The following is a 24,130-nucleotide window of genomic DNA, read 5'->3' on the forward strand; positions in this document are numbered from 1 at the left end:
CTGTCTACGAGTGTTTCCCGTCCCCCGGACCGCTTCAGCGTATGTGCCTGCGCGAGCCGCGCTCGGCAGGTTCCCGGAGCCGGACATCGCTTGAACGACTGAGTCGGCGTGAGCGTGCCCGGGCCGCCCGCATACGATGTCGGCGAAGTTTCCGAAGTTCTCCGCTCCCACTCCCGGATAGGTCCTGCCGCAGATGAGCCTCCACAGCACCGCTGTCTCCCTCGTGACCCTCGCCTCCGGTGAGGGCGGCGAGCACGGCGGGAACCACGAATCCCTCAACCCGTACCTCACCGGCGGCGGCGCGCTCCTCGCGCTCCTGCTCCTGCTGTGGATCACCACGCGCTTCAACCGCGACCGCTGAGGCCGGGCCGCGAGACGGGGCCAGTAGGCTCTGCACGCATGGGAGAGCAGCAGAGGCCGAGCGGTCCCGGCAAGCGCCGACTCGGCGTGATGGGCGGGACGTTCGATCCGATCCATCACGGACACCTGGTGGCCGCCAGTGAGGTGGCCGCCCAGTTCCACCTCGACGAGGTGGTGTTCGTACCGACCGGGCAGCCGTGGCAGAAGAGCCACAAGCAGGTGTCCCCGGCCGAGGACCGCTATCTGATGACGGTCATCGCGACGGCGTCGAACCCGCAGTTCTCGGTGAGCCGGATCGACATCGACCGCGGCGGTCCGACGTACACCATCGACACGCTGCGGGACCTGCGCGAGCTGAACAGCGACTCGGACCTCTTCTTCATCACCGGTGCCGACGCCCTCGCCCAGATCCTCACCTGGCGGGACGCGGAGGAGCTCTTCTCGCTCTCCCACTTCATCGGTGTGACCAGGCCCGGCCACGACCTCACGGACGACGGGCTGCCCAAGGGCGGTGTGTCCCTGGTCGAGGTGCCGGCGCTGGCGATCTCGTCGACCGACTGCCGGGCGAGAGTCGCGGCGGGTGAGCCTGTCTGGTATCTCGTTCCGGACGGTGTGGTCCGCTACATCGACAAGCGCGCGCTGTACCGCGACTGAGCGGTCCGGCACGGCCGTACGGGGAGCACAGACAAGCAGGGAGAGGGGCACCGGTGAACGACGGACAGTATCCGTACGACCCGTACGCTCAGGATCCGTACGCCCAGCAGCCGGAGATCATCGGCTACGACGCGTACGGGCAGCCGGTGTACCAGCAGGCGCAGCCGCAGCACCCGCAGCAGCAGCAGTACGACGCGCAACAGCAGCAGGGGTACGGCTACGACCCGTACGCCCAGCAGCCGCAGCAGCCGTACGACCCCTACGCGCAGCAGCAGCAACAACAACAACAGCAGCAGCAGTACGGGTACGTCGACACCGCTCAGCAGCAGCAGTGGATCCCGCAGCAGGCCGCGCCTCCCCGGCCCGTACCGGAGCCCGTGCCGGAGCCGGAACCCGAGCCGGTCCGCGCGTCCGTTCCCGTGCCCGAGCAGCGCCGCCCGAAGAACGAGTACGCGACCGAGCAGTTCTCCTTCGTCGAAGAGCCGGACGAGGACTCCGAAGACGTCATCGACTGGCTGAAGTTCACCGAGAGCCGCACCGAGCGCCGCGAGGAGGCCAGGCGCCGCGGACGCAACCGCGTCGTCGCCCTGGTCGTCGCCGTCGCCCTCGTTGTCGCGGGCGGTGTGGGCTATCTCTGGTACGCGGGCATGCTGCCCGGCCTCTCCGCCGGGAAGGACGCTCCGGTCACCGCTTCGGGCCCCCAGAAGCGCGACGTGATCGCGGTGCACCTGCACACCACCAAGGGCGCCACGTCGACGGTGCTGCTCGTGGACAACATCACCAGGAAGCGGGGCACCACCGTCCTGCTCCCCAACTCGCTCTCCGTCGCGAACGACGACGGCCTCACGACCACGCTTGCCAAGTCCGTCGAGGACGACGGCTCGGCCGGCACCCGCGAGGCGATCGGTTCCGTACTCGGGACGAAGATCGGCGGCACCTGGCGGCTCGACACGCCGTACCTGGAGAACCTCGTCGAGCTGGTCGGCAACATCGAGATCGACACCGACACCGACGTGCCCGACACCAAGAAGGGCGCCACGCCCGTGGTGCGGCAGGGCAAGGAGCAGACGCTGAGCGGCCGGATGGCCGTCGCGTACGCCACCCACCGGGCGCCGGGCGAGGCCGAGACGGCGCAGCTCCAGCGGTTCGGGCAGGTCATGCACGGCGTATTGAAGAAGATCTCGGACGATCCGCAGGCCGCGACGACCACCGTCCGCACCCTGGCGCAGGTCCTCGACCCCTCGCTGCCGGAGAAGGACCTCGGTGCCTCGCTCGCCAAGCTCGCCGAACGCGCCAAGCGCGGCGCGTACGAGACGGCGCAGCTGCCGGTGCGGCCCGACGGCACACTGAGCGACTCCGCCGCCGACAGTGTGGTGAAGGACATCCTCGGAGGCTCGGCCAGCAGCCCGGAGCAGGGCGCGGCCGTGCGGGTCGGCGTCCGCAACGCCCAGGGGGACACCGGCGCCACCGAGACCGCGAGGATCGCCCTGGTCAACGGCGGATACGCGTTCGTGGACGCCGGCCAGGCCACTGCCCCGGTCACGTCCTCGCAGGTCACCTATGGTGACGCGGCGAAGAAGGCGACAGCTGAGGAGGTCGCCAAGACGCTGGGTCTGCCGGCGGGCGCGGTGCGCAAGGGCAAGGCGGCCGCGAACGCCGATGTGACGGTCGTACTGGGTCAGGATTTCAAGGCGAAGTAATGCCGTCGGGGCCGTCGGCGGTCCGTGAGACCCTGGAGGTACCTCTGACCGCCGACGAAAGCCTGCTAGTGACCGCCACTGACCGTTCCATCGAGCTCATCAACGCCGCCGCTCAGGCGGCCGCAGACCGGCTCGCGCACGACATCATCGCGTACGACGTCAGCGATGTGCTGTCCATCACCGACGCCTTCCTGGTCGCCTCGGCGCCCAACGACCGCCAGGTCAAGTCGATCGTCGACGAGATCGAGGAGCGGCTGAACAAGGACCTCGGCGTGAAGCCCGTACGCCGCGAGGGCGACCGCGAGGCCCGCTGGGTGCTCCTGGACTACGTCGACATCGTCGTCCACGTCCAGCACAGCGAGGAGCGTGTGTTCTACGCTCTGGAGCGCCTGTGGAAGGACTGCCCCGAGATCACGCTGCCCGAGGACGCCGTCAAGACGCGCGGTCTGGGCGAGGAGCACGCCAAGCTGCGTGCGGCCGGTGAAGTGGACGGAGACCTGAGCTGAACGGCAGCGACACCGCCCCCGGCAGGAAGAGCCGGGGCCGCCGCATCGTCCTGTGGCGGCACGGACAGACAGCCTGGAACCTGGAGCGCCGCTTCCAGGGCAGCACCGACATCGAGCTGACCGAGACCGGCGTCGCCCAGGCGCGCCGGGCCGCGCGGCTGCTCGCCTCCCTGAAGCCGGACGCGATGATCGCGTCCGACCTCCGGCGGGCGGCGGCCACGGCCCGCGAGCTGGCCGTCCTGACCGGCCTCGACGTGACGCACGACGCCGCCCTCCGGGAGACGTACGCGGGTGCCTGGCAGGGCCTGACGCACGACGAGATCATCGGGCAGTTCGGCGATCAGTACGCCGCGTGGAAGCGCGGCGAGCCGGTGCGGCGCGGTGGTGGCGAGCTGGAGACCGAGGTCGCCGACCGGGCGGCTCCTGTCGTGCTCGCGCACGCCGACAAGCTGGCCGACCACGGCACGCTGGTCGTCGTCAGCCACGGCGGCACCATCCGCACCACCATCGGCCGGCTCCTCGGTCTGGAGTCGTACCACTGGGAGGGCCTCGGCGGGCTTTCCAACTGCTGCTGGTCGGTGCTGGGCGAAGGCGCCCGCGGCTGGCGGCTGCTGGAGCACAACGCCGGGACGCTTCCGGAACCGGTCCTCGGCGACGACGACTGACGGATTTCACTTTCTGCCAGGTCGCAGGCTAAAGTTCTTCTTGTTCGCAGCGCACAGCGCGGAGAACAGCGGGGCTATAGCTCAGTTGGTAGAGCGCCTGCATGGCATGCAGGAGGTCAGGAGTTCAATTCTCCTTAGCTCCACAATCAGGATCCCGGTTCCTCCTCCAGGAGGGGCCGGGATTCTTTGTTGTGGTGACTGGGGCCGCTTTCCGCTGCCGGCTCTCCTCGTCGTCGGACGTGTGCGTCAACGCCGCCGCCCCGCCCATCCGCTCCGACCGTCAACCCTGACCATGTGCCCCGAACTCGGAGCGGCCGGCGCCGGGTTGCGGAGGGGCTCGGTGGCCCGCTCGGCCGCCGTCGCACCTGGCCGGGCGGGCCCGGCGTATTCACCGGGCCTCTCGGGCCTGCGGACTGGCGGCGGACACCGGTCAGTTGGCGCCTCCAGGCCGGTGGCTCCGCGCGCCGTCGCCGTGCCGCTCTTCAGGGCGCCGCCGGCGCCCGCAGGCCCCGCAGGGGTGGCCGGTGTGGTGCTGGCTCTCCCAGGGGGCCTTCGGGGCCCTGTTCGCGGCCTTCCCGGTGTACGCGTCACGGTCGGCCGCGCGGGGCTCACCTCCGCGCCCGCAACGGGGGGCAGTTGCCCGGTGGCGCGGCATTCGGCACTCTCTTCCTGAACCGGGTGAATCCACCGGGGACGCATGCGTACGAGGATGCGCTGTGGGTATGTGCCCTTGCGCCGGCCGCCGCGTCGGTCTTCGGGGCACCGGCGGGCCTCCTGCGCCCACGTCACTGACCCCCCTTGCGTAGCCATGGCAGAATCGGACCGCCGGAGGGGGACGACGGTCCGATGGGGAGGGAGAGCGCGATGCCCGCGAGCATCCTCGATGCGGTTCGTGGTCTGCCCGGCACCGACAACGGAGGTATCTCGTACGTGTGCACGGCCTGCCGCCACAGCCGGAGCTGAGTGATGGGCGCACACAGGCGGAAATGCGACTGGTGCGGCAGTGGCACGCCCATCGTCAGGGACATGGAACCGGTCAACGCCGACTATCAGTACTGGTGCGAGGAGTGCGCACGGGCGCTGATCATAAAAGGCGACCCCATCGAGACGTACCGCGAACTCGAAGGGGAGCCGATCTACGGACGGCTGCTCGACGAGCACTGCACGCTCAAGCGCTTCTATTCGTTCGCCACAGCGTGAACACGGTGACCAGTGCGGCGAGGGCCGTCAGCGGGTAGAGCGCCGACAGCGTCATCTGGCCGATGTTCTGGGCGAGTTCGAGCCGTCCCGGCCCGTGCGGAACCCACCACAGCGTGTACGAACAGAACACCGCCGCCGTCGCCGCCGCCGCCCGCACGCGCCCGCGCGCGGCGAGGAACAGCACCGCGGGAACGCACCACACCCAGTGGTGCGACCAGGAAACCGGGCTGACGAGGAGCGCGGTCCCCGTGCAGGCCACCACCGCCCCGGCCCGCTCGCCGCGCAGCTCGGCCGCCACCGCGACGGCGAGGCCCGCCACGGCCGCCAGGGCGGCGGCCACGGCCCACCACGGGCCCGGATCGCCGGTGTGCAGCAGCCGGGCCAGTACGCCGCGCAGGGACTGGTTGGCGGTGTCCTCGGCGTGGCCCACCCGGTTCGCCTCGAAGATCATCCGGGTCCAGTAGCGGTGCGAGTCGTACGGCAGGACGGCCGCGGCGGTCACGGTCGCCCCCAGGAAGACGGCGGTGGCGGTCCCGGCCTGCCGGAGCCAGGGGTTGCGGGCCGGGCTCCCGGCCCCCCGGGCGCGTACGAGACCCGTGATCAGGAGGAAGACCGCGAAGAGTGCCGGTGTGAGCTTCACCGCAGCGGCGAGACCGATGCCCGCGCCGGCCCACCGGTGACCCTCGCGGCGGGTGAGGTCCCACAGGACGGCGGTCGCGAGCAGCAGGTTGATCTGCCCGTACCGCAGTGTCGTCCACACCGGCTCGCACCAGACGGCGAGCGCGGCGGCCAACAGGACGGTGGTGGCGCTCCCGCCGCCCACCAGCCGCAGCGAGAGGCGCACCAGGGCGACGAGCAGGACGAGGTTCCCGGCGGTGGCGAGGGTGCGCATCCCGGGAACGCCGAGCAGCGTCAGCGGGGTGAACAGCAGGGCGGCGAAAGGGGGATAGGTGTTCGGCAGGTTCGCCTCGGTGGCGCGCATGGCGTAGAGGTCCCGGCCCGCCCGTACGGTCTCGCCCTCGGCCCGGTAGACCATGAGGTCGATCATCGAGACGCCGGCGGCCCGCTGGGCGGCCCAGAAGGCCGCGAAGGAGAGCAGGCAGACCGAGGCGGCGACGAGTATCGGCCGACGGGCTGCGGCGGGACGGGCTGCGGCGGTCTGCACGGTCTGCGCGGTGACGGTCACGCGGGCTGACAGTACCGGGCGTATGGGGACAGAACGGGTGTGCGGACAAACGATTTGGTGGAGGGCCGGGGGGACCGTGTAATGTTGGCGGAGCCGCCGGGGAAACCCGCGAAGCGGCAGAACGCAAGGGGCTATAGCTCAGTTGGTAGAGCGCCTGCATGGCATGCAGGAGGTCAGGAGTTCAATTCTCCTTAGCTCCACAGGACGAGGATCCCCCGGTCGAACCGACCGGGGGATCTTCTCGTTCCGGGGGTCAGCCCCGGCCGCTTCCGAGGGCCTTTCTGCCGCCGGGCGGCAGTGCGGGCCGTGCCGGGCGCTCGGGGGCCTCCTGCTCGATGCGCAGCGCCAGCTCGGGGCAGCGGCGTACCGCACGCTGGGCGCGTCCCCTCAGGTGCACCGGAATTGACGCGTCCGCGAGGGCCGGGTAGCCGTCGGGGCCGAGCCGGATCAGCTCGGGGGCGATGTCCGCGCACAGGCCGTGGCCCTTGCAGAGCGTCCAGTCCACCGCGAACTTCTCGCCGCTCGGGATGCCCTCCTCCTCGTAACCGGGGCCGGGCAGCGGCAGTACGCCCATCGTCTCGCGGCCGCAGCCGCCGCCCAGGACGTGCGCCGCCAGGTCGTCGGTGAAGGCGTTGAGGGTGGAGACGAAGAAGCGCACGGAGCCGTCGGGGTGCTTGCACGCGCCCCGGCCCTTCACGGCCTGCGTCACTTCGCGCAGGGCCTCCAGGGCGGCCTGGCCGCCACCGTTGAGTACGTCGGAGAGGCCGCCGGCGGCGGCGGGCAGGCCGAGGCGGCAGGGGCCGCACTGACCGGCCGTCTCGGCGGCCAGCCAGTTCGCGACGCGAAGCGACTCGCCCAGGGGGCAGGTCTCGGGGCCGATGGGGAGGATCGCGCCCGCGCCCAGCGCGCCGCCGAACGAGGCGAGGGACTCGCGGGAGATCACCGCGTCGTGCGCGGCGACCGCGTCGATCCAGTTGCCGTGGTAGCCGCCCGTCAGCACGCCCTGGGGGAGCGGCGGGGCGCCGGCCATCTGGAGGACGTAACGCAGCGGAACACCGGTGGGCACCTCCACCACCATGGGGCGGGACACCGCGCCGGAGATGGTGAGCATGACGGTGCCCGGCTCGTTCTCCAGGCCGGTGTGGCCGTACCGGCGGGCGCCTATGCGGGCGGCGACGGCCAGCTGCGCGAAGGTCTCCGTGTTGGACAGCAGGGTGGGCGCGCCGCCGACGCCGGTTTCGGAGGCGCGCTCACGGCGTCCGGGCGGGAGCGCGGGGCCGCCGTTCGCGGCGCGGATGAGGGAGGACGCCTCGCCGGAAACCATTCGTTCCGGGGTACGTACGATCCGTGCGCGCAGCTGCTGGCCGCGCCGGTCGGACAGGCCGCGCTCGGCGAAGGCGGCGCGTATGGACGCCTCGGTCGAGTTGCGGGTGACGCCGACGATCAGTGTGCGGGCACCGAGCGCCTCGGCCGCGAGCAGCGCGCCGTCGAGCGCGAGGTGCGGGGCGCGGTTGAGCAGGACGGTGTCCTTGCGGCAGGCGGGCTCGCCCTCGCTGCCGTTGATGACCACCACGGGTCTCACCCCGCGCCGGATGGACGCCTGGGCGACCGCCCGCAGTTTCTTGCCGAAGGGGAAGCCGGCGCCGCCGCGGCCGCGCAGGGATATGTGGTCGGCGAGTTCGGCCAGGCGCTCTCCGCCGATCGGCTGGAGGGGGCCGTGCACCTTCAGGTGCATGCCGAGGTCGAGTCGCTCGACCAGATCGAAGCCGGTCGTCAACTGGGGAAGGCCGACCACGCGTACTTCGGGGACGTCGGGAAGGGGGACGTTCAACGTCGGTCTCCTGCGGGTGCGTGCCAGGGCTCACCGGCGGCGGGCCGGTAGAGCGGACCCGGCGCGGGCTCGGTGCTGTCGAGGGGATGGGGGAGCGGTGCGGCGGGTGGTGCGTCGGGGGCGTACCCGGGAACGCCGGGAACGGGGTCCTGGCCGTTCCAGGGAGCGGTCGTTTCGGCGTCCTGGCCGTTCCAGGGAGCGGTCGTTTCGGCGTCCTGGCCGTTCCAGGGAGCGGTCGTTTCGGCGTCCGGACCGTTCCAGGGAGCGGCTGTTCCGGCGTCCGGACCGTTCCAGGGAACGTCGCTCTCGGCGTACGGGCTGTAGGAGGGAGCGGTCGTTCCGGCGTCCCCGCCGTTCCAGGGAACGTCCAATTCACGGTTCTGACCGTTCCCGGGATCGTTCGGTACGGCGTCGGGCTCGTACCCCGGAAGGTCGGGTGCCGGGACGGCTCCCGGGCCGTACGCCGCGCGGTCCGGGTCGTACGGCGGGCGGACGGCCGGCGCGGGCGGCGGGGGCGACGGGGTGGGCCAGCGGTGCGGCGGGGGTGCTGACTGGACGGGGATCTCCTCTGTCATGGGGATCTGTTCCACGAGGGGGATCCGTTCGGTGGGCGCCGCGGCCGAGCCCGACACGGCGCGGTACGCGGCGGATATGCCGGTGCCTGTCCCCGCGCGTAGACCCTCCGTGGAGGGCCCCGCCTCGTATAGGGGCGGGGCGGGAGCGGCGAGGCGGGGCGGCGGGGGCTGCTGGTCCTCGCGGAACAGCTGCTCGGGCTGTCGCTGCGGTCGCGGCTGCTCCTGAGGCGGGGCGAAACCACCGCCAGGCAGCGGCGAGAGTGAGGGGTCGCGGGGAGCCTGCTCGGGCGCCGGGGTCAGCGAGCGGGAGGTGACGAGAGCCACCAACCGGTCGGCGACGGCCCGCTTGAGCGGTGGGGGCAGCAGGCGCAGGGAGAGGGCGCCGACGACCGCCGTGAGGGCCAGGGCGTACATCGTGACGACCCACCCGGCGGCGGGCCGGCCCGTGAACAGGCCGTGGATCAGGGCCGACGCCCACGCCGGGTAGGCGACCATGTGCAGCGACCGCCAGCGGCCCGCGATGCGTCCCGGGGTGGCGAACGCGCTGCGCATGGCGCCGGTCGAGGCCGCGACGACCATCAGGATGCCGGCCAGTGAGCCGAACCCGATGAGGCCGGACGTACCGCTGACTCCGAGGCCGAAGGGGATGAGGGCGCCCAGGAGCGCGACGTGGCCCAGCGAGACCTTGACCGTCACGTGGAGCAGGAGGAAGCCGATGGAGGCGACCGCCGTGGCGCGGTGGACGCCCTGGGCGAGCAGCCGGTGGCGCGGCCGCAGCAGCAGCCGGTCCGTCGCGATCAGGCCCCAGGCGACGGCGGCGGTGAGCGAGACCAGGGAGAGGACGCCGGTGGTGAAGTCGAGCGCGGCGCGCAGGCTGTCGCTGCCGAGGACGGCGAACAGCGGTATGAGGAGCAACGCGACGGCTGTGAGACCTCCTTGGGCGGGGCGGCTCAATGCGGGAAAAGCCAGAGAGCTCGAAATTTTTCGATGAGGGTTCATGGGGGCGACTCCGAATGGTTCGGCAAAGTGGTCCCGTTGCCGCATGCTAAGTCGACCCATACCAGGCAGTACGAGGTTTGGAGGTTTAGCGTTCAGAAGGCGGGAAAACTTGTCCGGTCGGTGCCCCGGATAGGGCCGATACGCGGGGTAACCCCTTTGGCAAGGGGGGATCGGTCCGTGGGACGGATACGCGATGCGGCTCTCTCGGGCGCTGCGGTACCCTGACGCCATGCGTGCCGTACGCCTTCTGCTTAGCGAGCCGCGCTGATCAGTCCCGACGGATGAGAGATCCGGTCGGAATCGGCGCGGCGTCCCCTCCTGTGCGAGGGGATTTTTCATTGGCTGAACGTCACGGTTCATTCGCTGAACGTCACAGCCTGAATGTCGCAGCCGCTGGCAGAGACGATCGATGGAGCTTTGAGGATCATGAGCGAGACGAATACTGCTGCCGAGGTGGCAGCACCGCACCGCTACACGGCCGCGATGGCCGCTGACATCGAGGCACGCTGGCAGGACTTCTGGGACGCGGAGGGCACGTACGAGGCGCCGAACCCCAGCGGTGACCTGGCGGGCGACGCGGAGCTGGCCGCCAGGCCCAAGAAGTTCATCATGGACATGTTCCCGTACCCCTCGGGCGCGGGACTGCACGTCGGCCACCCGCTGGGCTACATCGCCACCGATGTCTTCGCCCGCTACCAGCGCATGACCGGCCACAACGTCCTGCACACCCTGGGCTTCGACGCCTTCGGCCTGCCCGCCGAGCAGCACGCGGTCGCCACCGGCACGCACCCCCGGGTGTCGACCGAGGCCGCCATGGACAACATGAAGCAGCAGCTGCGCCGGCTGGGCCTGGGGCACGACAAGCGCCGCTCCATCGCGACGATCGAGCCGGACTACTACAAGTGGACCCAGTGGATCTTCCTCCAGATCTTCAACTCCTGGTACGACAAGGAGGCGGACCGCGCCCGGCCGATCGCCGAGCTGGTGGCGCAGTTCGAGAGCGGGGAGCGTGCCACGCCGGACGCGCGCCCCTGGAGTGAGCTGAGCGCCACCGAGCGCGCCGACGTCCTGAGCGAGTACCGCCTGGCGTACGCCTCCGACGCGCCCGTGAACTGGGCGCCGGGCCTGGGCACCGTACTGGCCAACGAGGAAGTCACCGCCGACGGGCGCTCCGAGCGCGGGAACTTCCCCGTCTTCAAGGCCAAGCTGCGCCAGTGGAACATGCGCATCACCGCCTACTCGGACCGTCTGCTGGACGACCTGGACGGCGTGGACTGGCCCGAGGCGATCAAGCTGCAACAGCGCAACTGGATCGGCCGCAGCGAGGGCGCGCGGGTCGATTTCGCCGTCGGCGACGACGCGATCACCGTCTTCACCACCCGTCAGGACACCCTCTTCGGGGCGACGTACATGGTGCTGGCGCCCGAGCACGACCTGGTCGAGAAGATCGTCCCGGCCGCCTGGCCCGAGGGCACGCACGAGGTGTGGACCGGCGGCCACGCCACCCCGGCCGACGCCGTCGCGGCGTACCGCGCCCAGGCCGCCTCGAAGTCCGACGTCGAGCGGCAGGCCGAGGCCAAGGACAAGACCGGCGTCTTCACCGGCGCGTTCGCGGTCAACCCCGTCAGCGGCGACCAGGTGCCCGTCTTCATCGCGGACTACGTGCTGATGGGCTACGGCACCGGCGCGATCATGGCCGTACCGGCGCACGACTCCCGCGACTTCGCCTTCGCGCGCGCCTTCGAGCTGCCGATGCGCTGCGTCGTCGAGCCGTCGGACGGGCGGGGCACGGACCCGGCGGAGTGGGACGACGCGTTCGCCTCGTACGACGCGAAGATCGTCAACTCCTCCGGCGCGGACATCTCGCTGGACGGGCTGGGCGTCGTCGACGCCAAGGCGAAGATCACCGAGTGGCTGGCCGCGCGCGGCATCGGCGAGGGCACCGTCAACTATCGGCTGCGCGACTGGCTGTTCAGCCGACAGCGCTACTGGGGCGAGCCCTTCCCGATCGTGTACGACGAGGAGGGCGTCGCCCACTCGCTGCCCGAGTCGATGCTGCCGCTGGAGCTGCCGGAGGTCGAGGACTACTCGCCGCGCACGTTCGACCCGGACGACGCGAACACCGAGCCCGAGACGCCCCTGTCGCGCAACCAGGAGTGGGTGAACGTCACCCTGGACCTGGGCGACGGCCCGAAGAAGTACCGGCGCGAGACCAACACCATGCCCAACTGGGCGGGCTCCTGCTGGTACGAGCTGCGCTACCTGGACCCGCACAACGGCGAGAAGCTGGTCGACCCCGCGATCGAGCAGTACTGGATGGGGCCCCGCGAGGGCATGCCGCACGGCGGCGTCGACCTGTACGTCGGCGGCGCGGAGCACGCCGTACTGCACCTGCTGTACGCGCGCTTCTGGTCCAAGGTGCTGTTCGACCTGGGGCACGTCTCGTCTTCCGAGCCGTTCCACAAGCTCTACAACCAGGGCATGATCCAGGCGTTCGTCTACCGCGACTCGCGCGGCATCGCGGTGCCGGCGGCCGAGGTCGAGGAGCGCGACGGCGCGTACTGGTACCAGGGCGAGAAGGTCAGCCGCGTCCTGGGCAAGATGGGCAAGTCCCTGAAGAACGCCGTCACCCCGGACGAGATCTCCGCCGAATACGGCGCGGACACGCTGCGGCTGTACGAGATGGCGATGGGCCCGCTGGACGTGTCGCGGCCGTGGGACACGCGCGCGGTGGTCGGCCAGTACCGGCTGCTCCAGCGGCTGTGGCGCAACATCGTCGACGAGACGACGGGCGAGGCCACCGTCGTGGACACCGAGCCCGACGAGGACACGCTGCGTGCCCTGCACAAGGCGATCGACGGCGCCGGCAAGGACATGGCCGGGATGCGCTTCAACACCGCCATCGCCAAGGTCACCGAGCTGAACAACCACCTGACGAAGGCGGGCGGCCCGCTGTCCCGGTCGGTCGCCGAGCGGCTGGTGCTGCTGGTCGCACCGCTGGCCCCGCACATCGCGGAGGAGCTGTGGCGCAAGCTGGGGCACACCGACTCCGTGGTGCACCAGGACTTCCCGGTGGCCGACCCGGCGTACGTCGTGGACGAGACCGTGACGTGCGTCGTGCAGGTCAAGGGCAAAGTCAGGGCGCGGCTGGAGATCTCCCCCTCGATCGCCGAGGCGGAGCTGGAGAAGCTGGCGCTGGCCGATCCGGCCGTGGTCGCCGCGCTGGGCGGCGCGGGGATCCGCAAGGTGATCGTGCGGGCGCCGAAGCTGGTCAACATCGTTCCGGCGTAGCGCGGGGGTAGGTGCTTTCCCCTACGGGCAGGTTGGGGGTTCCGATGGAACCCTCGGCCTGCCCGTTCCGTTTACCGTGGAGAGACCACACGAGCCGAGTGGCCGACCGAGTGGACCGACAACGGAGGGGCGCTCATGGATGCCGTCACCCTGATCCTCATTTTGACGCTGCTCTGTGTGGCGTTCGTGGCGACGGGGGTGTACGTGAGCGTGAAGGCGGTCGGTGCGGCCAAGCGCGGCGTGGACCGGAAGATCACGCAGGCGCGGCGCACCGTCGAGGACACGGCTCTGCGGGCGAAGAGCTTCGGGCAGGTGGGTGTCGCCGGTGAGCTGGCCCAGCTGAGGCTCTCACTGCGTACGTCGATGAAGGCCACCCAGGAGGCGCTGAGCGCCGGCGTGGCGGAGGACGCCTCGCTGTCGGAGTCGCTCGGCCTGTTCGAGCGGCTGAGCGCGCACGGGCACGAACTGGACGATGACCTGAAGCGGCTGGAGCGCGAGCCGGACAGGGCGCGGGTCGCGGAGCGGCTGCCGGACCTGCGGGAGCGCACGGAACGGGTGACGCATGCGGCGGACTCGCTGCGGTGGGCGGCACGGGACCGGGCGCAGCGGTTCGCCAATGACGACCTCGCGACGCTGAGCGCGCAGATCGAGGTGGAGTCGGGCGCGCTGCGGCACTGGGCTACCGGGCCGGACGCGGATGCGTCCTGGTCGGCGGCGGCTGACACGGCGGCCGCTGATACGGCTGGTGCGGCTGGGGGAGCTGGTGGGGCCGCTGGGCGCCGGGCGGAGAGCGGCGACGCGGCACGCCGAGCGGCTTCCGGGCCCGAGGCGATCACGGCGCGTGACCCTCACCGGCAGACCACATATCCGTGGCAGAAGACGGCTCGCCCGGAGGGCACGGTCTGAGACAGTTCGGGACCCGCGCGGATCATTGAGCGGGCCCGGACTGCCGCCGGGCGCCCCCGACGGGTAACCTCCCGGTCATGTCCCGCCATGTCGCTATCGTCACCGATTCAACGGCCTACCTGCCGCAGCAGACGATGGAGCGGCACGGCATCACCGCGGTGCCGCTGACCGTCGTCATCGGTGATCGTGCCCTGGAAGAGGGCACCGAGATCTCCGCGCGCTCGCTGGCCGTGGCCCTACAGAAACGACGGTCCGTGACGACCTCGAGGCCGAGCCCCGAAGTCTTCGCCGCGGCCTACCGCGCGGCGGCGGAAGCCGGCGCGACCGGCATCGTGTCGCTGCATCTGTCCGCCGAGTTCTCCGGTACGTACGACGCCGCCGTGCTCGCCGCGCAGGGGGCTCCGGTTCCCGTGCGGGTCGTGGACACCGGGATGGTCGCGATGGCCCTCGGCTTCTGCGCCCTGTCGGCGGCGGAGGTGGCCGAAGCGGACGGCACGGTCGACGAGGCGGTGGCCGCGGCGGAGAAGCGCGCGGCGGGCATGTCGGCGTACTTCTATGTGGACACGCTGGACTATCTGCGCCGGGGCGGGCGGATCGGCGCAGCGCAGGCGCTGCTGGGCTCGGCGCTCGCGGTGAAGCCGCTGCTGGAGCTGGACGGCGGGCGCATCGAGATGCTGGAGAAGGTGCGTACGGCCTCCAAGGCGATCGCGCGGCTGGAGGAGATCGCCGCCGAGCGGGCGGGCACGCGCCGCGTGGACATCGCTGTGCACCATCTGGCGGCCCCCGAGCGGGCCGAACGGCTGGCGGAGCGGCTGCGGGTACGGCTTACCGGGCTGGCGGAGCTGCATGTCAGCGAGGTGGGGGCAGTGATCGGCGCACATACGGGACCGGGGCTGCTGGCGGTCGTGGTCGCGCCGCACTGACGGCTGCTCCCTCTCGTCCGGGTGGCGGGGATATCCACAACCGGCAGCTTTTCCACGGAAATTGCCGGTGATCGGCGGGATCGGGCGATTGTGCCTACCGTCTCGTGACATGGCTCTTCGATCACGCTCACGCTCGCACTCCGCAACCAGTGGCCCGGGCCGCGCCCCGGCCTCGGACGGCCGGTCAATGGACGGCCGGTCCATGGACGGCCGGTCCATGAATGGCCGGTCCATGAATGGCCGGTTCACCGACAACCGGTCCACGGACGACAGGACCCGGGGCGCCCCCGGGTCCTCCGGCGCCCCTCCGTCCGATGTCCGTCCGTCCGACTTCCGTCCTTCGGGTGTCCGAGCCCCCGACGTCGGGTCGTTCGACGTCCGGGGCCGCAGGGGGCGCGGCAGTGGCGGGCGTCGGCTGCGCCGCCGGGGGCACGACTTCGCCGCATCGGCGGCTTTGCGCCGCCGCGCGGAGGCACTTTTCGAGGTGGTGCCGAGCGGGCGTTCGCCGGCCGCTGACCGGTTGGTGGTTCCGGCGTCGGCCTCTCCGGGCCCGGCCTCGGCTGTTGTTCCGCTTGCGGTGAGGGCGGCGGCGGCTCCCTCGGCTTCGTGGGCCGCTCAGGGTACAGGTACGGCTCTCCTGGCTCCGGTCGTGGACGCGCCTGCGCCGACTCGGGTTCCTGGCCCAGCGGTTCCGTTTCCGGTTTCACCGGCACCAGCGCCGGCGTCAGCAGGGGCTGCCGACGACGGCGTACCGGTCGGTGGCGATGGCGATGGCGGTGGCGGTGGCGGTGGTCTGGTGCGGATGCGGTCGGCCCTGCGCAACCGGCTGCCTGTCTATATGCAGGCGCGATGCGGCTCGAACCCAGGGCGCTGGCGGCGCTGGCCGTTGTCCTTGTAGTGGCCGGCGGTTTCGCCGCGCAGCACTTCTGGACGGGGCGGCCACAGCCCGTACAGCCCCCGCGGATTGTCGGCGGGGGCAGGCCACCGTACGACCGGAACCGTCACCGGGGCCGCCTCCGACGGCGGCCGCCGGTGAGCCGGGGGCTCTGTCGGGACCCGGCCGGGGGCGCATCGTCGTCGACGTGAGCGGCAAAGTACGCCGGCCGGGCATCCACCGGCTGCTCGCCGGGTCGCGGGTGGCGGACGCGCTGCGGGCGGCAGGTGGCGTCAAGGCGGGCGCGGACACCGCCGGGCTCAACCGCGCTCGCCTGCTCATGGACGGCGAGCAGGTGGTGGTCGGAGTCCCCGCACCTCCGGGGGCTGCCGGACCGGCTGCGGGAGGCGGTAGCCCTGCGGCGGCCCCCGGCGGGACTGCTGGGCCGATCGGCCTGAACGCCGCCACCGCCGAGCAGTTGGAGACGCTGCCAGGGGTCGGTCCCGTACTGGCGCAGCACATCATCGACTACCGGACGGAGCACGGCGGCTTCCGCTCCGTCGAAGAGCTCCGTGAGGTCAAGGGGATCGGCGACCGCCGGTTCGCGGATCTCCTGCCGCTCGTACGGCCATGACGCGCCCGGCGGTTCACCTCGCGTCCGGGCAGAGGCTGGGTTCTCCGACCCCTGGCAGGAAGGGCCGGCTGATCTGCGCCTGGTGCCGCCCGCGCTGGCCGCGTGGATCGCGGCTGCCGTGGCAGTGGGGGCCTCGGGCCGCTGGGCTGTCCGGTGCGCACTGGTGTGCGTGGGCGCGGCGGCCGGACTGCTGGTGGTCCGGGCGTGGAAGGAGCGACGGGGGTTGGCGGCCAGGCGTGGCCCGAGCGTCACCGCGGTCGCCGCCGCGCTGTTGTGCGCGACGGCCGGGGCCGCTTCGGCGGGGTTGCACGCGGCCGACCTCCACCGGGGCCCCGTGCCCGGCCTGGCGCGCCAGTACGCGCACGTCACGGCGGAGCTGACCGTCACCTCCGACGCCCGTACGACCCGGCCCGGGGTGCGCGGCGACCACACGCTGCCGAGATCGCTCGTACTCGACGCCGACATCACCCGCGTCACAGGACCCGACCGCACCTCGGCCGACGTTCGTACGCCGGTCCTGGTGATCGCACCGGCCCGGGGGCCGGCGGCGGCGCGGTGGCAGCGGCTGCTGCCGTCCACCGGGCTGCGGCTCACCGCGCGGCTGGCCCCGCCGACGGGCGGTGGCGGTGACCGGGCCGCCGCGGTGCTCCGCGTGCCGGACGGTGAGCCCCCGCAGGCCGTGCGCCCGCCGACCGCCGTGCAGCGCACGGCCGGTGGTCTCAGGGCAGGGCTGCGCGAGGCCACTGCCGGGCTCGCTCCCGACGCCCGGGCACTGCTGCCCGGGTTGGTCGTCGGCGACACCTCCAGGGTGCCGCCCGAGCTCCAGGAGGCTTTCGAGGCCACCGACCTCACGCACCTCCTCGCCGTCTCCGGAAGCAACCTCACGATCATCCTCGTCCTGCTGATCGGACCACCCGGTACGGCCCTGCGTGCCGAACGCGGCGGCCTCGCCCCGCGCCTCGGAATCTCCCTGCGGACGACCGCGCTGCTCGGCGGGGCGCTGACGCTCGCCTTCGTCGTGGTGTGCCGGCCGGAGCCGAGCGTGCTGCGCGCAGCGGCCTGCGGGCTCATCACGCTGCTCGCCATCGGAACGGGCCGCCGCCGGCAGCTCCTTCCCGCCCTCGCGGCCGCGGTCCTGCTGCTCGTGCTGTACGACCCGTGGCTGGCCCGCAGTTACGGATTCCTGCTCTCCGTACTGGCCACGGGCGCCCTTCTCACTCTCGCCCCCCGCTGGAGCGCCGCGCTGCGACGGCGCGGCGTGCCGCCGAGGCTCGCGGAGGTGCTGGCCGCCGCGGCAGCCGCCCAGGCGGTGTGCGCGCCCGTGGTCGCGATGATGGCGGCCCGGGTGAGCCTGGTGGCCATCCCCTGCAACCTGCTCGCCGAGTTCGCGGTCGCCCCGGCGACGGTCCTCGGGTTCGCGGCCCTGGCGGCGGCCCCGGTGGCGATGCCCGTCGCCGAACTGCTGGCCCGGTGCGCGGCCTGGCCGGCCGGGTGGATCGCCTCCGTAGCCCGTGCCGGAGCCGGGCTGCCCGGCGCGGAGGTCGCCTGGCCCGGTGGCTGGCGCGGCGGGCTGCTGCTGGCGGCCGTGACGGCGGTGGCTGTGTTCGCGGCGCGCCGGCTGCCGCGCCACCCGTGGCTGAGCGCGGCGTGTGCGCTCCTCCTGGTGCTGGCGATCCTGCGGCCCGTTCCGCTCACCCGGATCGTCACCGGATGGCCACCGCCGGGCTGGAAGTTCGCGATGTGCGACATCTTCCCTATTGGATCGGCGTGTTGATACCGATCTGACAGGGTGGCTCGATGAGTAAGTGGCGTGTTTTTTGGGTGCCGAAGACGGCGATGACGGTGCCTCCTGAACCAGTGCTGGTGGGGTGGGCTGACCTCGCGGAGCGAGAGGAGTCCGCAGGGATTCGTCCCGGAGATCCGATCCTCCTGGCGCCGGACTACCGAGTGGACGAGCTGCTCAGCCTGTATACCCGCAGCAGCCCGTTTCGGGGATACACGGCGGAGACGAAGCGGAACTACACCACGGACGATTGCCTGTTCTTCAACTTCCTTTGGCAGCGGGGGAAGATATGGACGCAGGCAGTGGAATCCGATGTGAACGATTTTCAGTACTGGCGTCAGGACTCGCCAGAAAACCCTGTGCGGGTCGGCGCGAACAAGTGGGACCGCGACCTGGCGGCGCTGATGAGCTTGTATAAGTGGGCAGCGAAGCCGGAGAACGCATTCGTACCGAGGAACCCTATTCCGACGCACCAAGTGACGGGCCGCTATGGGCAGATCATAGAGGTGCCGGACGATAAGGCGAAGGATGTCAAAGCCAGCAACGTACATTGGCTGACTCCTCGTACGTTCCGGCTCTGGGTGGATGTGGGGCTGCGCGGATGCGGGGCTGATGGGCTTCGCACCCCGGGCTGGGTGGGGCGGTTGGAAGACCGCAACGTCGCGTTTGTGCGCTTGCTGACCACTTCCGGGCTGCGGCGGCTCGAGGGGGCCTCGCTGCTGACGTTCGAGGTGCCCTCGTTGCGACTTGAAGGCGGGCGCTACTACACGGGTCGGCTGGCAGCGGCGGTCACGCGTTCCAAGAAGGCCCGCACCTATTACGTCGCGGCGGGTGTGGTCGGCGACATCGAGAGTTACATGGACTCCTCGCGGGCCGCGGTGATCCGCAAGGCTCAGGCGAAGGGCCGCTACGACGGCGTGAGGGACATGCGCCTGGTCACGAAGGTGACTCGCGGGCCCAAGCCGATCGTGCACTGGTGCGACCGCGACGGTGTCATGGGCCGGGTCGCGCTGACGGACGCGCTCGCAGAAGAGCGGATGACTTGGTACACCGAGGGTCCTGGAGGCCCCGAGCCGTTGTGGTTGTGGCTGAGTGAGACGGGCCTGCCATTCCAGCCGCATTCGTGGGAGAACGTCTTCACTTCGGCCAACAATCGGTGCCGGGCGGTCCTTGATCCGGAGCCGGAGCGTCGGCTGGACCCGCACCGCAGCCTGTCCCCTTATGCGACTCCGCATTCCTGCCGGCACAGTTTTGCCCTCTACATGCTCGTGATTCTTCACCACTTGCTGGACCAGCGATTGGGGCTGACACCTGAGGAACGACGGGATTACCGGCTTCTCTACGGAGATCCGTGGCGGATGGTTCAGGACCTGTTGGGGCATTCGTCCATCGAGACCACCCGAGAGCGGTATCTGGCCCCGGTCGCTGACCTCCAGCTGCGGTCTCTGCTGGCCACCGCCCCCGTGATCGGGCAAGGAGCGCAGTCAGAGCACGAGATGGACGACGTGTTCGCGCGTCTGGCGATCGAAGCCGAGGGCATCCAGGACATCGACGCGAAGATGCAGGTCACGTCAGGTGAGGTGGCATGAGCCGGCGCGGACGCTCAGCGTCACTGCCGACAACTACCCAGCACAAACCGCCGGTTCTCGTCTCCGACGGGCTGGTCGTCGAGCATCGCGACGGGGAGGGAGACGTGGCGGTCTATGACTTCCGGACCTTGCCGGTCCCCGACCCGATGCGGCGGTCGCTGGCCCGGTTGTTCGCTGCCCGCTGCGTTCCGAGCCGGTGGACCTCGCACTACAGCAGCAAACACGTATGGGTTCATCTGGAGACTTTCACCGAGTACTTGTCCGCACTCGAAGACCCGCCGACGGACATCGAGGAATTGACCGCGGGACTTTGGAAGCAGTGGCAACTCAGCCGTCGGAACACGCAGATGATTGGCTACAAGGAACTCACCGCCGTGAGAAACCTGTTGCTGGATGATCCCCGGCTGACGGCGGGAGCACGCGAAGCTCTCTCCAAGCGAATACCCCCGCCGGAGGTGACGGAGACCTCCTTCGAGGACGGCGAGTTCGACGCGATCACCTCCGCGGCCCGGCGAATGTTCCGGACCGCACATCTGAGGATCACGGAGAACGCCCGGCACCTGGCCGACTGGCGCGCGGGAACCTTCCCTCAAGGCAGCGACGACTGGCTGCTGGGCGAGGCGCTCGACTGTCTCGCCCGCACCGGCACGGTCCCCTGCTACACGAGGGCAAACGCCTCCACCAGGATCATTTACCGCTACATCAGGGTTCTGGGGGGAGAAAGGCCGGAGGACACCTGGCAGCGGCTGTTCCTGACCCGCATGGAAGCGGTCGCGCTGGGAGTGTTGCTGCTGGCAGAGCACGGGTGGAATCTGTCGGTGATCAACCGTCTTGCGGTGCCGCGGGCGACGCCGGATGCCGGGCGGGACGGCAAGCGGATCTACCGGGTCGAACTTGAGAAGCACAAGCGGGGCACCGGACGGTACTTCGAGACCCGCAACCTCACCGATGACGGGGCCGGCACTCCGGGCCGACTGATCACGCAGGCCCTGGAGGCCACCGTGTTCGCACGGGCAGCCGTCCACGACCTCAGCCCCGGCACGGATCGCTTGATGATCTGGCGCACGGGCAAGGCTCCTACGGCCGATGCTCCGGCGGACCGGAAGAAGGGAGCCGGCGTCGGCCCGTTCCGGTTCGGGATCTCCGGATCCTCCGCGAAAAGCTGGGCCGTGGACGCGGAGTTCGCGTCCTCGCCGTTTCGCAGGGGCCGTCGGACGGTGAACGTGGTGCATCGCCGGGAGCCTGGCCAGAACAGCCAGGACACCCATGACAGCACCTACGTCCTGACCGACCCCCGGGCCCAGGCGGCTGCGGTTCCAGTCATCGCCGCGGCGGCTGAGGCGGTCGTGGCAAAGGCCCGCGAGGTGGTGTTCGGCGCCGAGCTACGCGAGACGGCCGATCCGGCAGACCAGCCAACGGCCACCGCCGACTGCCATGACTACGAGAACAGCCCGTTCCCCAGCCCCGACGGGGGCTGCGGGGCCTCGTTCCTCATGTGTCTGGCCTGCCCGAACGCCCGCGTTCACCCCGTCCATCACAGCCGGCTCGCGCATCTCCACCATGCCCTGGACAACTTGCGCTCCGTCATGGACCCCGGCCAGTGGCAGACCGACTGGGCCGATGCATACGCCCGCCTGGAACACCTCAAGAGTGAGCGTCTCCTCGGAGCTGCCGTCTGGGCCCAGGCCCTGGCCGAGGTCACCGACGCCGACCGCGAAATCATCAGCTACCTGCTCAACGGAGACTTCGACCAGTGACGGCGACCGCAACCCTTCAACTTCCTGCCGTCCCCGGACCGGACACCCCTGTCATCCCGGCTCAGCGGATCATTGACGGCTACACAGGACCGATCGCCTGCTTCGCGGCCCCGTCCTGGCCGCTGCTTCCCATGAACGGCAATCCGGGCGTCACCCAGAGCACGATCCACTGGGACCCGTTTCCTGCTGCCTTTCGGGAGGAAATGCGACTGCTGGCCTGGACGTTGATCAATAGGGAGCTGACGTCGGTGTTCCTGCGTGAACGCGGTCCGTCCTGGCGATCTCGGCAGAGCCCGGGGGCGACCTGCAAGACCGTCGGAATCTGGGCCCGCCTGGCCGAATGGCTCATCGAACGCGGCATCACCGAGCTCCGTGACTGCACCACGGAGGTGCTGCGTGAGTACGGCCATCGTCTGCGTGACGGCGGGGCCGCCCGCTCGTCAGTGCACATCATGCTGTCGTCCCTGACTCGGTTGTGGGCCTTTGACCAGCTCAGCGGGCGGCCCAGCGGGGTCGGTCGCCCGCCCTGGGAGGCCGAGGGAGTGGACGATTATCTGCCGCCGGCCACTTCGGGCGGTGAGAACGAGACCGAGGCAATTGCCGAACAGACCATGGGCCCGTTGCTGATCTGGGCGATCCGCATGGTCGAGGACTTCAGCGACGACATCCTCGCCGCCTGGGCCGAGCGGAACCGCCTCCACGCGGCTGCCCACGCCAACCAGACGACCCCGGCTTCTCTGGCCTCGCTCAAGTCCTTCATGGATCCGCTGATCGCCGGTGGCCTGCCCATCCCGACCTCGGATTGGTACGGCGAGACAGCGCTCGCCGGCACCTACATCGCGGCGATGACCGGCGCGTCACGGAACCAGGTCTACAACGCCTCTAAGCGCCTGGGCTGGCGGAAGGCGGCCCTGCAGAAACCGGGTCCCTGCCCCCTCAGCATCCCGGTGACCGGGATGCTGGCCGGCATTACCTGGCGAGAGGCCCTCGATTACAACGAGGGCGCCTACCTGATGCGACAGTTGGGCACAGCCTGCTTCATCGTCATCGCCTACTTGACTGGAATGCGCCCTGGTGAGGCGGTCGGCCTGCGCAGTGGATGCTGCCCTGATCCCGACCCCGACGAGCAGGGGCTGTCAGGACGGCACTTGATCACGAGCACTGTTTACAAGACCGCCCGGGACGAGGACGGCAACCACCGATCCGAGGGCGAACTCCGCGACGTTCCCTGGGTGGCCATCGCCCCAGTGGTGAACGCGATCCGCATCCTGGAGCGCATCGTCCCGGACGGGAAGCTGCTGTTCGATCACTATGCGCACGACCTGCGCGGCACTCGTGCTGGCACCGGCGCACTGTCCGTCCAGACGATGGCGGACCGGGTGGAGGACTTCGTCTCCTGGGCCAACGAGGAGGCGACGAGTCACGGTCTGATCAGCGAGGTCATACCGCCGGACCCGCACGGCGCGATCGGCACCGAGCGATTCCGTCGCAGCCTCGCCTGGCACATCGCCCGCCGCCCCGGTGGACTCGTTGCCCTGGCAATTCAGTATGGCCATCTGCGAACTTCCGTATCCGTCGGATACGCCTCCCGCAGCCGCGATGGCATCCACGAGCTCCTCGATGTCGAGACCGCCCGAGCAACCATCGACACCGTCGCTGACCTGCACGACGACCTCGAAGACGGGATCGGTATCTCCGGACCGGCCGCCCGGCGAGCGATCAAAGCCGCAGCCACCGCAGCCCAATACGAGGGCACGGTCATCAACGCCCGCCAGGCCCGCCAGATCCTCGCCAACCCCCAGCTGGCTGTCTACGACAACCCCAACACCTTGCTGATGTGTGTCTACAAGCGTGACAAGGCCCTATGCCATCGCGGCGTCAAGGACACCCCCAGCCTCGATCGTTGCGTCACCACCTGCGGAAACATCGCCCGCACCGACCAGCACATCACCAAGATCCTGGACCGGGCTGACTTCCTCGAGAAGCAGGCGGCCCACGTCCCCGGCCCGCTCGGTGACCGCCTTCGCAGCAGTGCCAACCGCCTGCGCGACCTCGCCGATGCTCACCACCGCACCCGAATCACTCTCCAGGACGGCGCCGCATGAGCCCTGCACACGATGAACGCGACCGCATCCGCGCGGCCATGGACCGCATCTTGAAAGGCACCCCGCAGCACTCCAACGGAGCTTTGACGATCGTCGCACTCGCTCAGGAAGCCGGCGTCCCACGCAACGCGCTGCCCCAGCGTCACCTGGACCTCAAGAATGACTTCTATGCGCAGGTCAAAGCACGAGGCCAGATGCCGGACTCCGAAGTTCGCCTGCGAAAGCAGATCGTCAAGTTGAAGGAACTTCGTCACGAAGACGCCAAGGAATTGAGTCAACTACGGACCGACGTCGAACATCTCGTCCGCGTCGTCAACCAGCTCACCTCGGAGAATCGGCAGCTGCGAAATGCATTGACCCAGCCCGATCCGCGAGTCAGAGCACTGCCAACCCAACCACACCCGTCGGCGGGGTCACCGTGCCGAGATCCCGAGCATTTCGGCGCTGGCGCTCTCCCGGCAATTTAGGCGGCGTCCCTAGCATTTCCCCCTCAACTCCTGGAGATGGCGTCACTTTTTTCGCGAAATAGCTCGGGTTGCCCGATCGCCCAATTGGACTACCATGGAAGGTGGATTAAAAATCCTGGAGGTTC

General features: G+C 70.3%; 18 protein-coding genes and 2 tRNA genes. 17 read left to right on the forward strand and 3 right to left on the reverse strand.

Going from position 1 to position 24,130, the window contains the following annotated elements; all coding sequences use genetic code 11:
- Positions 1-193 precede the first annotated feature (193 nt).
- The 7 genes from AS594_RS44745 (at position 194) to AS594_RS23000 (ending at position 5,085) form a co-directional block, all read left to right on the forward strand.
- Positions 194-361: a hypothetical protein gene (locus AS594_RS44745; protein ID WP_167368038.1), complete on the forward strand. Its 168-nt coding sequence runs from the start codon at positions 194-196 to the stop codon at positions 359-361.
- A gap of 38 nt (positions 362-399) precedes the next feature.
- Positions 400-1,014 (forward strand): nicotinate-nucleotide adenylyltransferase, encoded by a 615-nt coding sequence (gene nadD, locus AS594_RS22975; protein WP_069928792.1) that lies wholly within the window; start codon positions 400-402, stop codon positions 1,012-1,014.
- Positions 1,015-1,067: 53 nt separating this feature from the next.
- Positions 1,068-2,714, forward strand: a complete 1,647-nt coding sequence (locus tag AS594_RS22980) for an LCP family protein (RefSeq protein ID WP_069935328.1) — start codon at positions 1,068-1,070, stop codon at positions 2,712-2,714.
- Positions 2,714-3,220 (forward strand): ribosome silencing factor, encoded by a 507-nt coding sequence (gene rsfS / locus AS594_RS22985; RefSeq protein ID WP_176733100.1) that lies wholly within the window; start codon positions 2,714-2,716, stop codon positions 3,218-3,220. The genes AS594_RS22980 and rsfS overlap by 1 nt, the downstream gene beginning before the upstream one ends.
- On the forward strand, positions 3,217-3,885 hold the full coding sequence (locus AS594_RS22990) for a histidine phosphatase family protein (RefSeq protein ID WP_069935329.1): 669 nt from the start codon (positions 3,217-3,219) through the stop codon (positions 3,883-3,885). The genes rsfS and AS594_RS22990 overlap by 4 nt, the downstream gene beginning before the upstream one ends.
- Before the next feature lie 70 nt (positions 3,886-3,955).
- Positions 3,956-4,028: transfer RNA gene (locus tag AS594_RS22995), tRNA-Ala, on the forward strand.
- A gap of 823 nt (positions 4,029-4,851) precedes the next feature.
- Positions 4,852-5,085 carry a hypothetical protein gene (locus AS594_RS23000; protein ID WP_028813478.1) on the forward strand — a complete coding sequence of 78 codons (234 nt, stop codon included), beginning with the start codon at positions 4,852-4,854 and terminating at the stop codon, positions 5,083-5,085.
- Here the strand turns inward: AS594_RS23000 and AS594_RS23005 are convergent.
- Positions 5,054-6,271 carry a glycosyltransferase 87 family protein gene (locus AS594_RS23005; RefSeq protein WP_240509078.1) on the reverse strand — a complete coding sequence of 406 codons (1,218 nt, stop codon included), beginning with the start codon at positions 6,269-6,271 and terminating at the stop codon, positions 5,054-5,056. The genes AS594_RS23000 and AS594_RS23005 overlap by 32 nt on opposite strands.
- A gap of 127 nt (positions 6,272-6,398) precedes the next feature.
- Between AS594_RS23005 and AS594_RS23010 the strand changes: the two genes are divergently transcribed.
- Positions 6,399-6,471 (forward strand) — tRNA-Ala (locus tag AS594_RS23010).
- Positions 6,472-6,524: 53 nt separating this feature from the next.
- On the opposite strand, the gene AS594_RS23015 is transcribed toward AS594_RS23010, so the two are convergent.
- Entirely contained in the window at positions 6,525-8,102 is a 1,578-nt protein-coding gene (locus tag AS594_RS23015) for an NADH-quinone oxidoreductase subunit NuoF family protein (RefSeq protein WP_069928795.1), read from the reverse strand.
- Entirely contained in the window at positions 8,099-9,592 is a 1,494-nt protein-coding gene (locus AS594_RS23020) for a ferric reductase-like transmembrane domain-containing protein (RefSeq protein ID WP_338120178.1), read from the reverse strand. The genes AS594_RS23015 and AS594_RS23020 overlap by 4 nt, the downstream gene beginning before the upstream one ends.
- Positions 9,593-10,102: 510 nt before the next feature.
- Here AS594_RS23020 and leuS point away from each other — a divergent pair.
- From leuS to AS594_RS41235, 9 genes are all read left to right on the forward strand, one after another.
- A complete protein-coding gene (gene leuS / locus AS594_RS23025; RefSeq protein WP_069928797.1) occupies positions 10,103-12,967 on the forward strand; it encodes a leucine--tRNA ligase in 2,865 nt (954 codons plus the stop codon).
- 135 nt (positions 12,968-13,102) lie between these two features.
- Complete coding sequence (locus AS594_RS23030; RefSeq protein ID WP_069928798.1) at positions 13,103-13,873, forward strand: hypothetical protein; 771 nt, start codon at positions 13,103-13,105, stop codon at positions 13,871-13,873.
- A 77-nt stretch (positions 13,874-13,950) separates the two neighbouring features.
- Positions 13,951-14,796 (forward strand): DegV family protein, encoded by an 846-nt coding sequence (locus AS594_RS23035; RefSeq protein ID WP_069928799.1) that lies wholly within the window; start codon positions 13,951-13,953, stop codon positions 14,794-14,796.
- Positions 14,797-15,878: 1,082 nt separating this feature from the next.
- Positions 15,879-16,304 carry a ComEA family DNA-binding protein gene (locus AS594_RS47945; RefSeq protein WP_420877822.1) on the forward strand — a complete coding sequence of 142 codons (426 nt, stop codon included), beginning with the start codon at positions 15,879-15,881 and terminating at the stop codon, positions 16,302-16,304.
- Between the two features lie 223 nt (positions 16,305-16,527).
- A complete protein-coding gene (locus AS594_RS23045) occupies positions 16,528-18,078 on the forward strand; it encodes a ComEC/Rec2 family competence protein (RefSeq protein WP_420877823.1) in 1,551 nt (516 codons plus the stop codon).
- Positions 18,079-18,101: 23 nt separating this feature from the next.
- On the forward strand, positions 18,102-19,676 hold the full coding sequence (locus AS594_RS23050; protein WP_069935330.1) for a site-specific integrase: 1,575 nt from the start codon (positions 18,102-18,104) through the stop codon (positions 19,674-19,676).
- Positions 19,673-21,433, forward strand: coding sequence for a hypothetical protein (locus AS594_RS23055; RefSeq protein ID WP_069935331.1), 1,761 nt, complete (start codon positions 19,673-19,675; stop codon positions 21,431-21,433). The genes AS594_RS23050 and AS594_RS23055 overlap by 4 nt, the downstream gene beginning before the upstream one ends.
- A 131-nt stretch (positions 21,434-21,564) precedes the next feature.
- Positions 21,565-23,538, forward strand: coding sequence for an integrase (locus AS594_RS23060; RefSeq protein WP_240509080.1), 1,974 nt, complete (start codon positions 21,565-21,567; stop codon positions 23,536-23,538).
- The gene (locus AS594_RS41235; RefSeq protein ID WP_206281721.1) at positions 23,535-24,005 is read left to right on the forward strand and encodes a hypothetical protein; all 471 of its coding nucleotides are present in this window, start codon (positions 23,535-23,537) and stop codon (positions 24,003-24,005) included. Before AS594_RS23060 ends, AS594_RS41235 begins: the two co-directional genes overlap by 4 nt.
- Positions 24,006-24,130 lie beyond the last annotated feature (125 nt).

The organism is Streptomyces agglomeratus (assembly GCF_001746415.1).
Lineage (GTDB): Bacteria > Actinomycetota > Actinomycetes > Streptomycetales > Streptomycetaceae > Streptomyces > Streptomyces agglomeratus.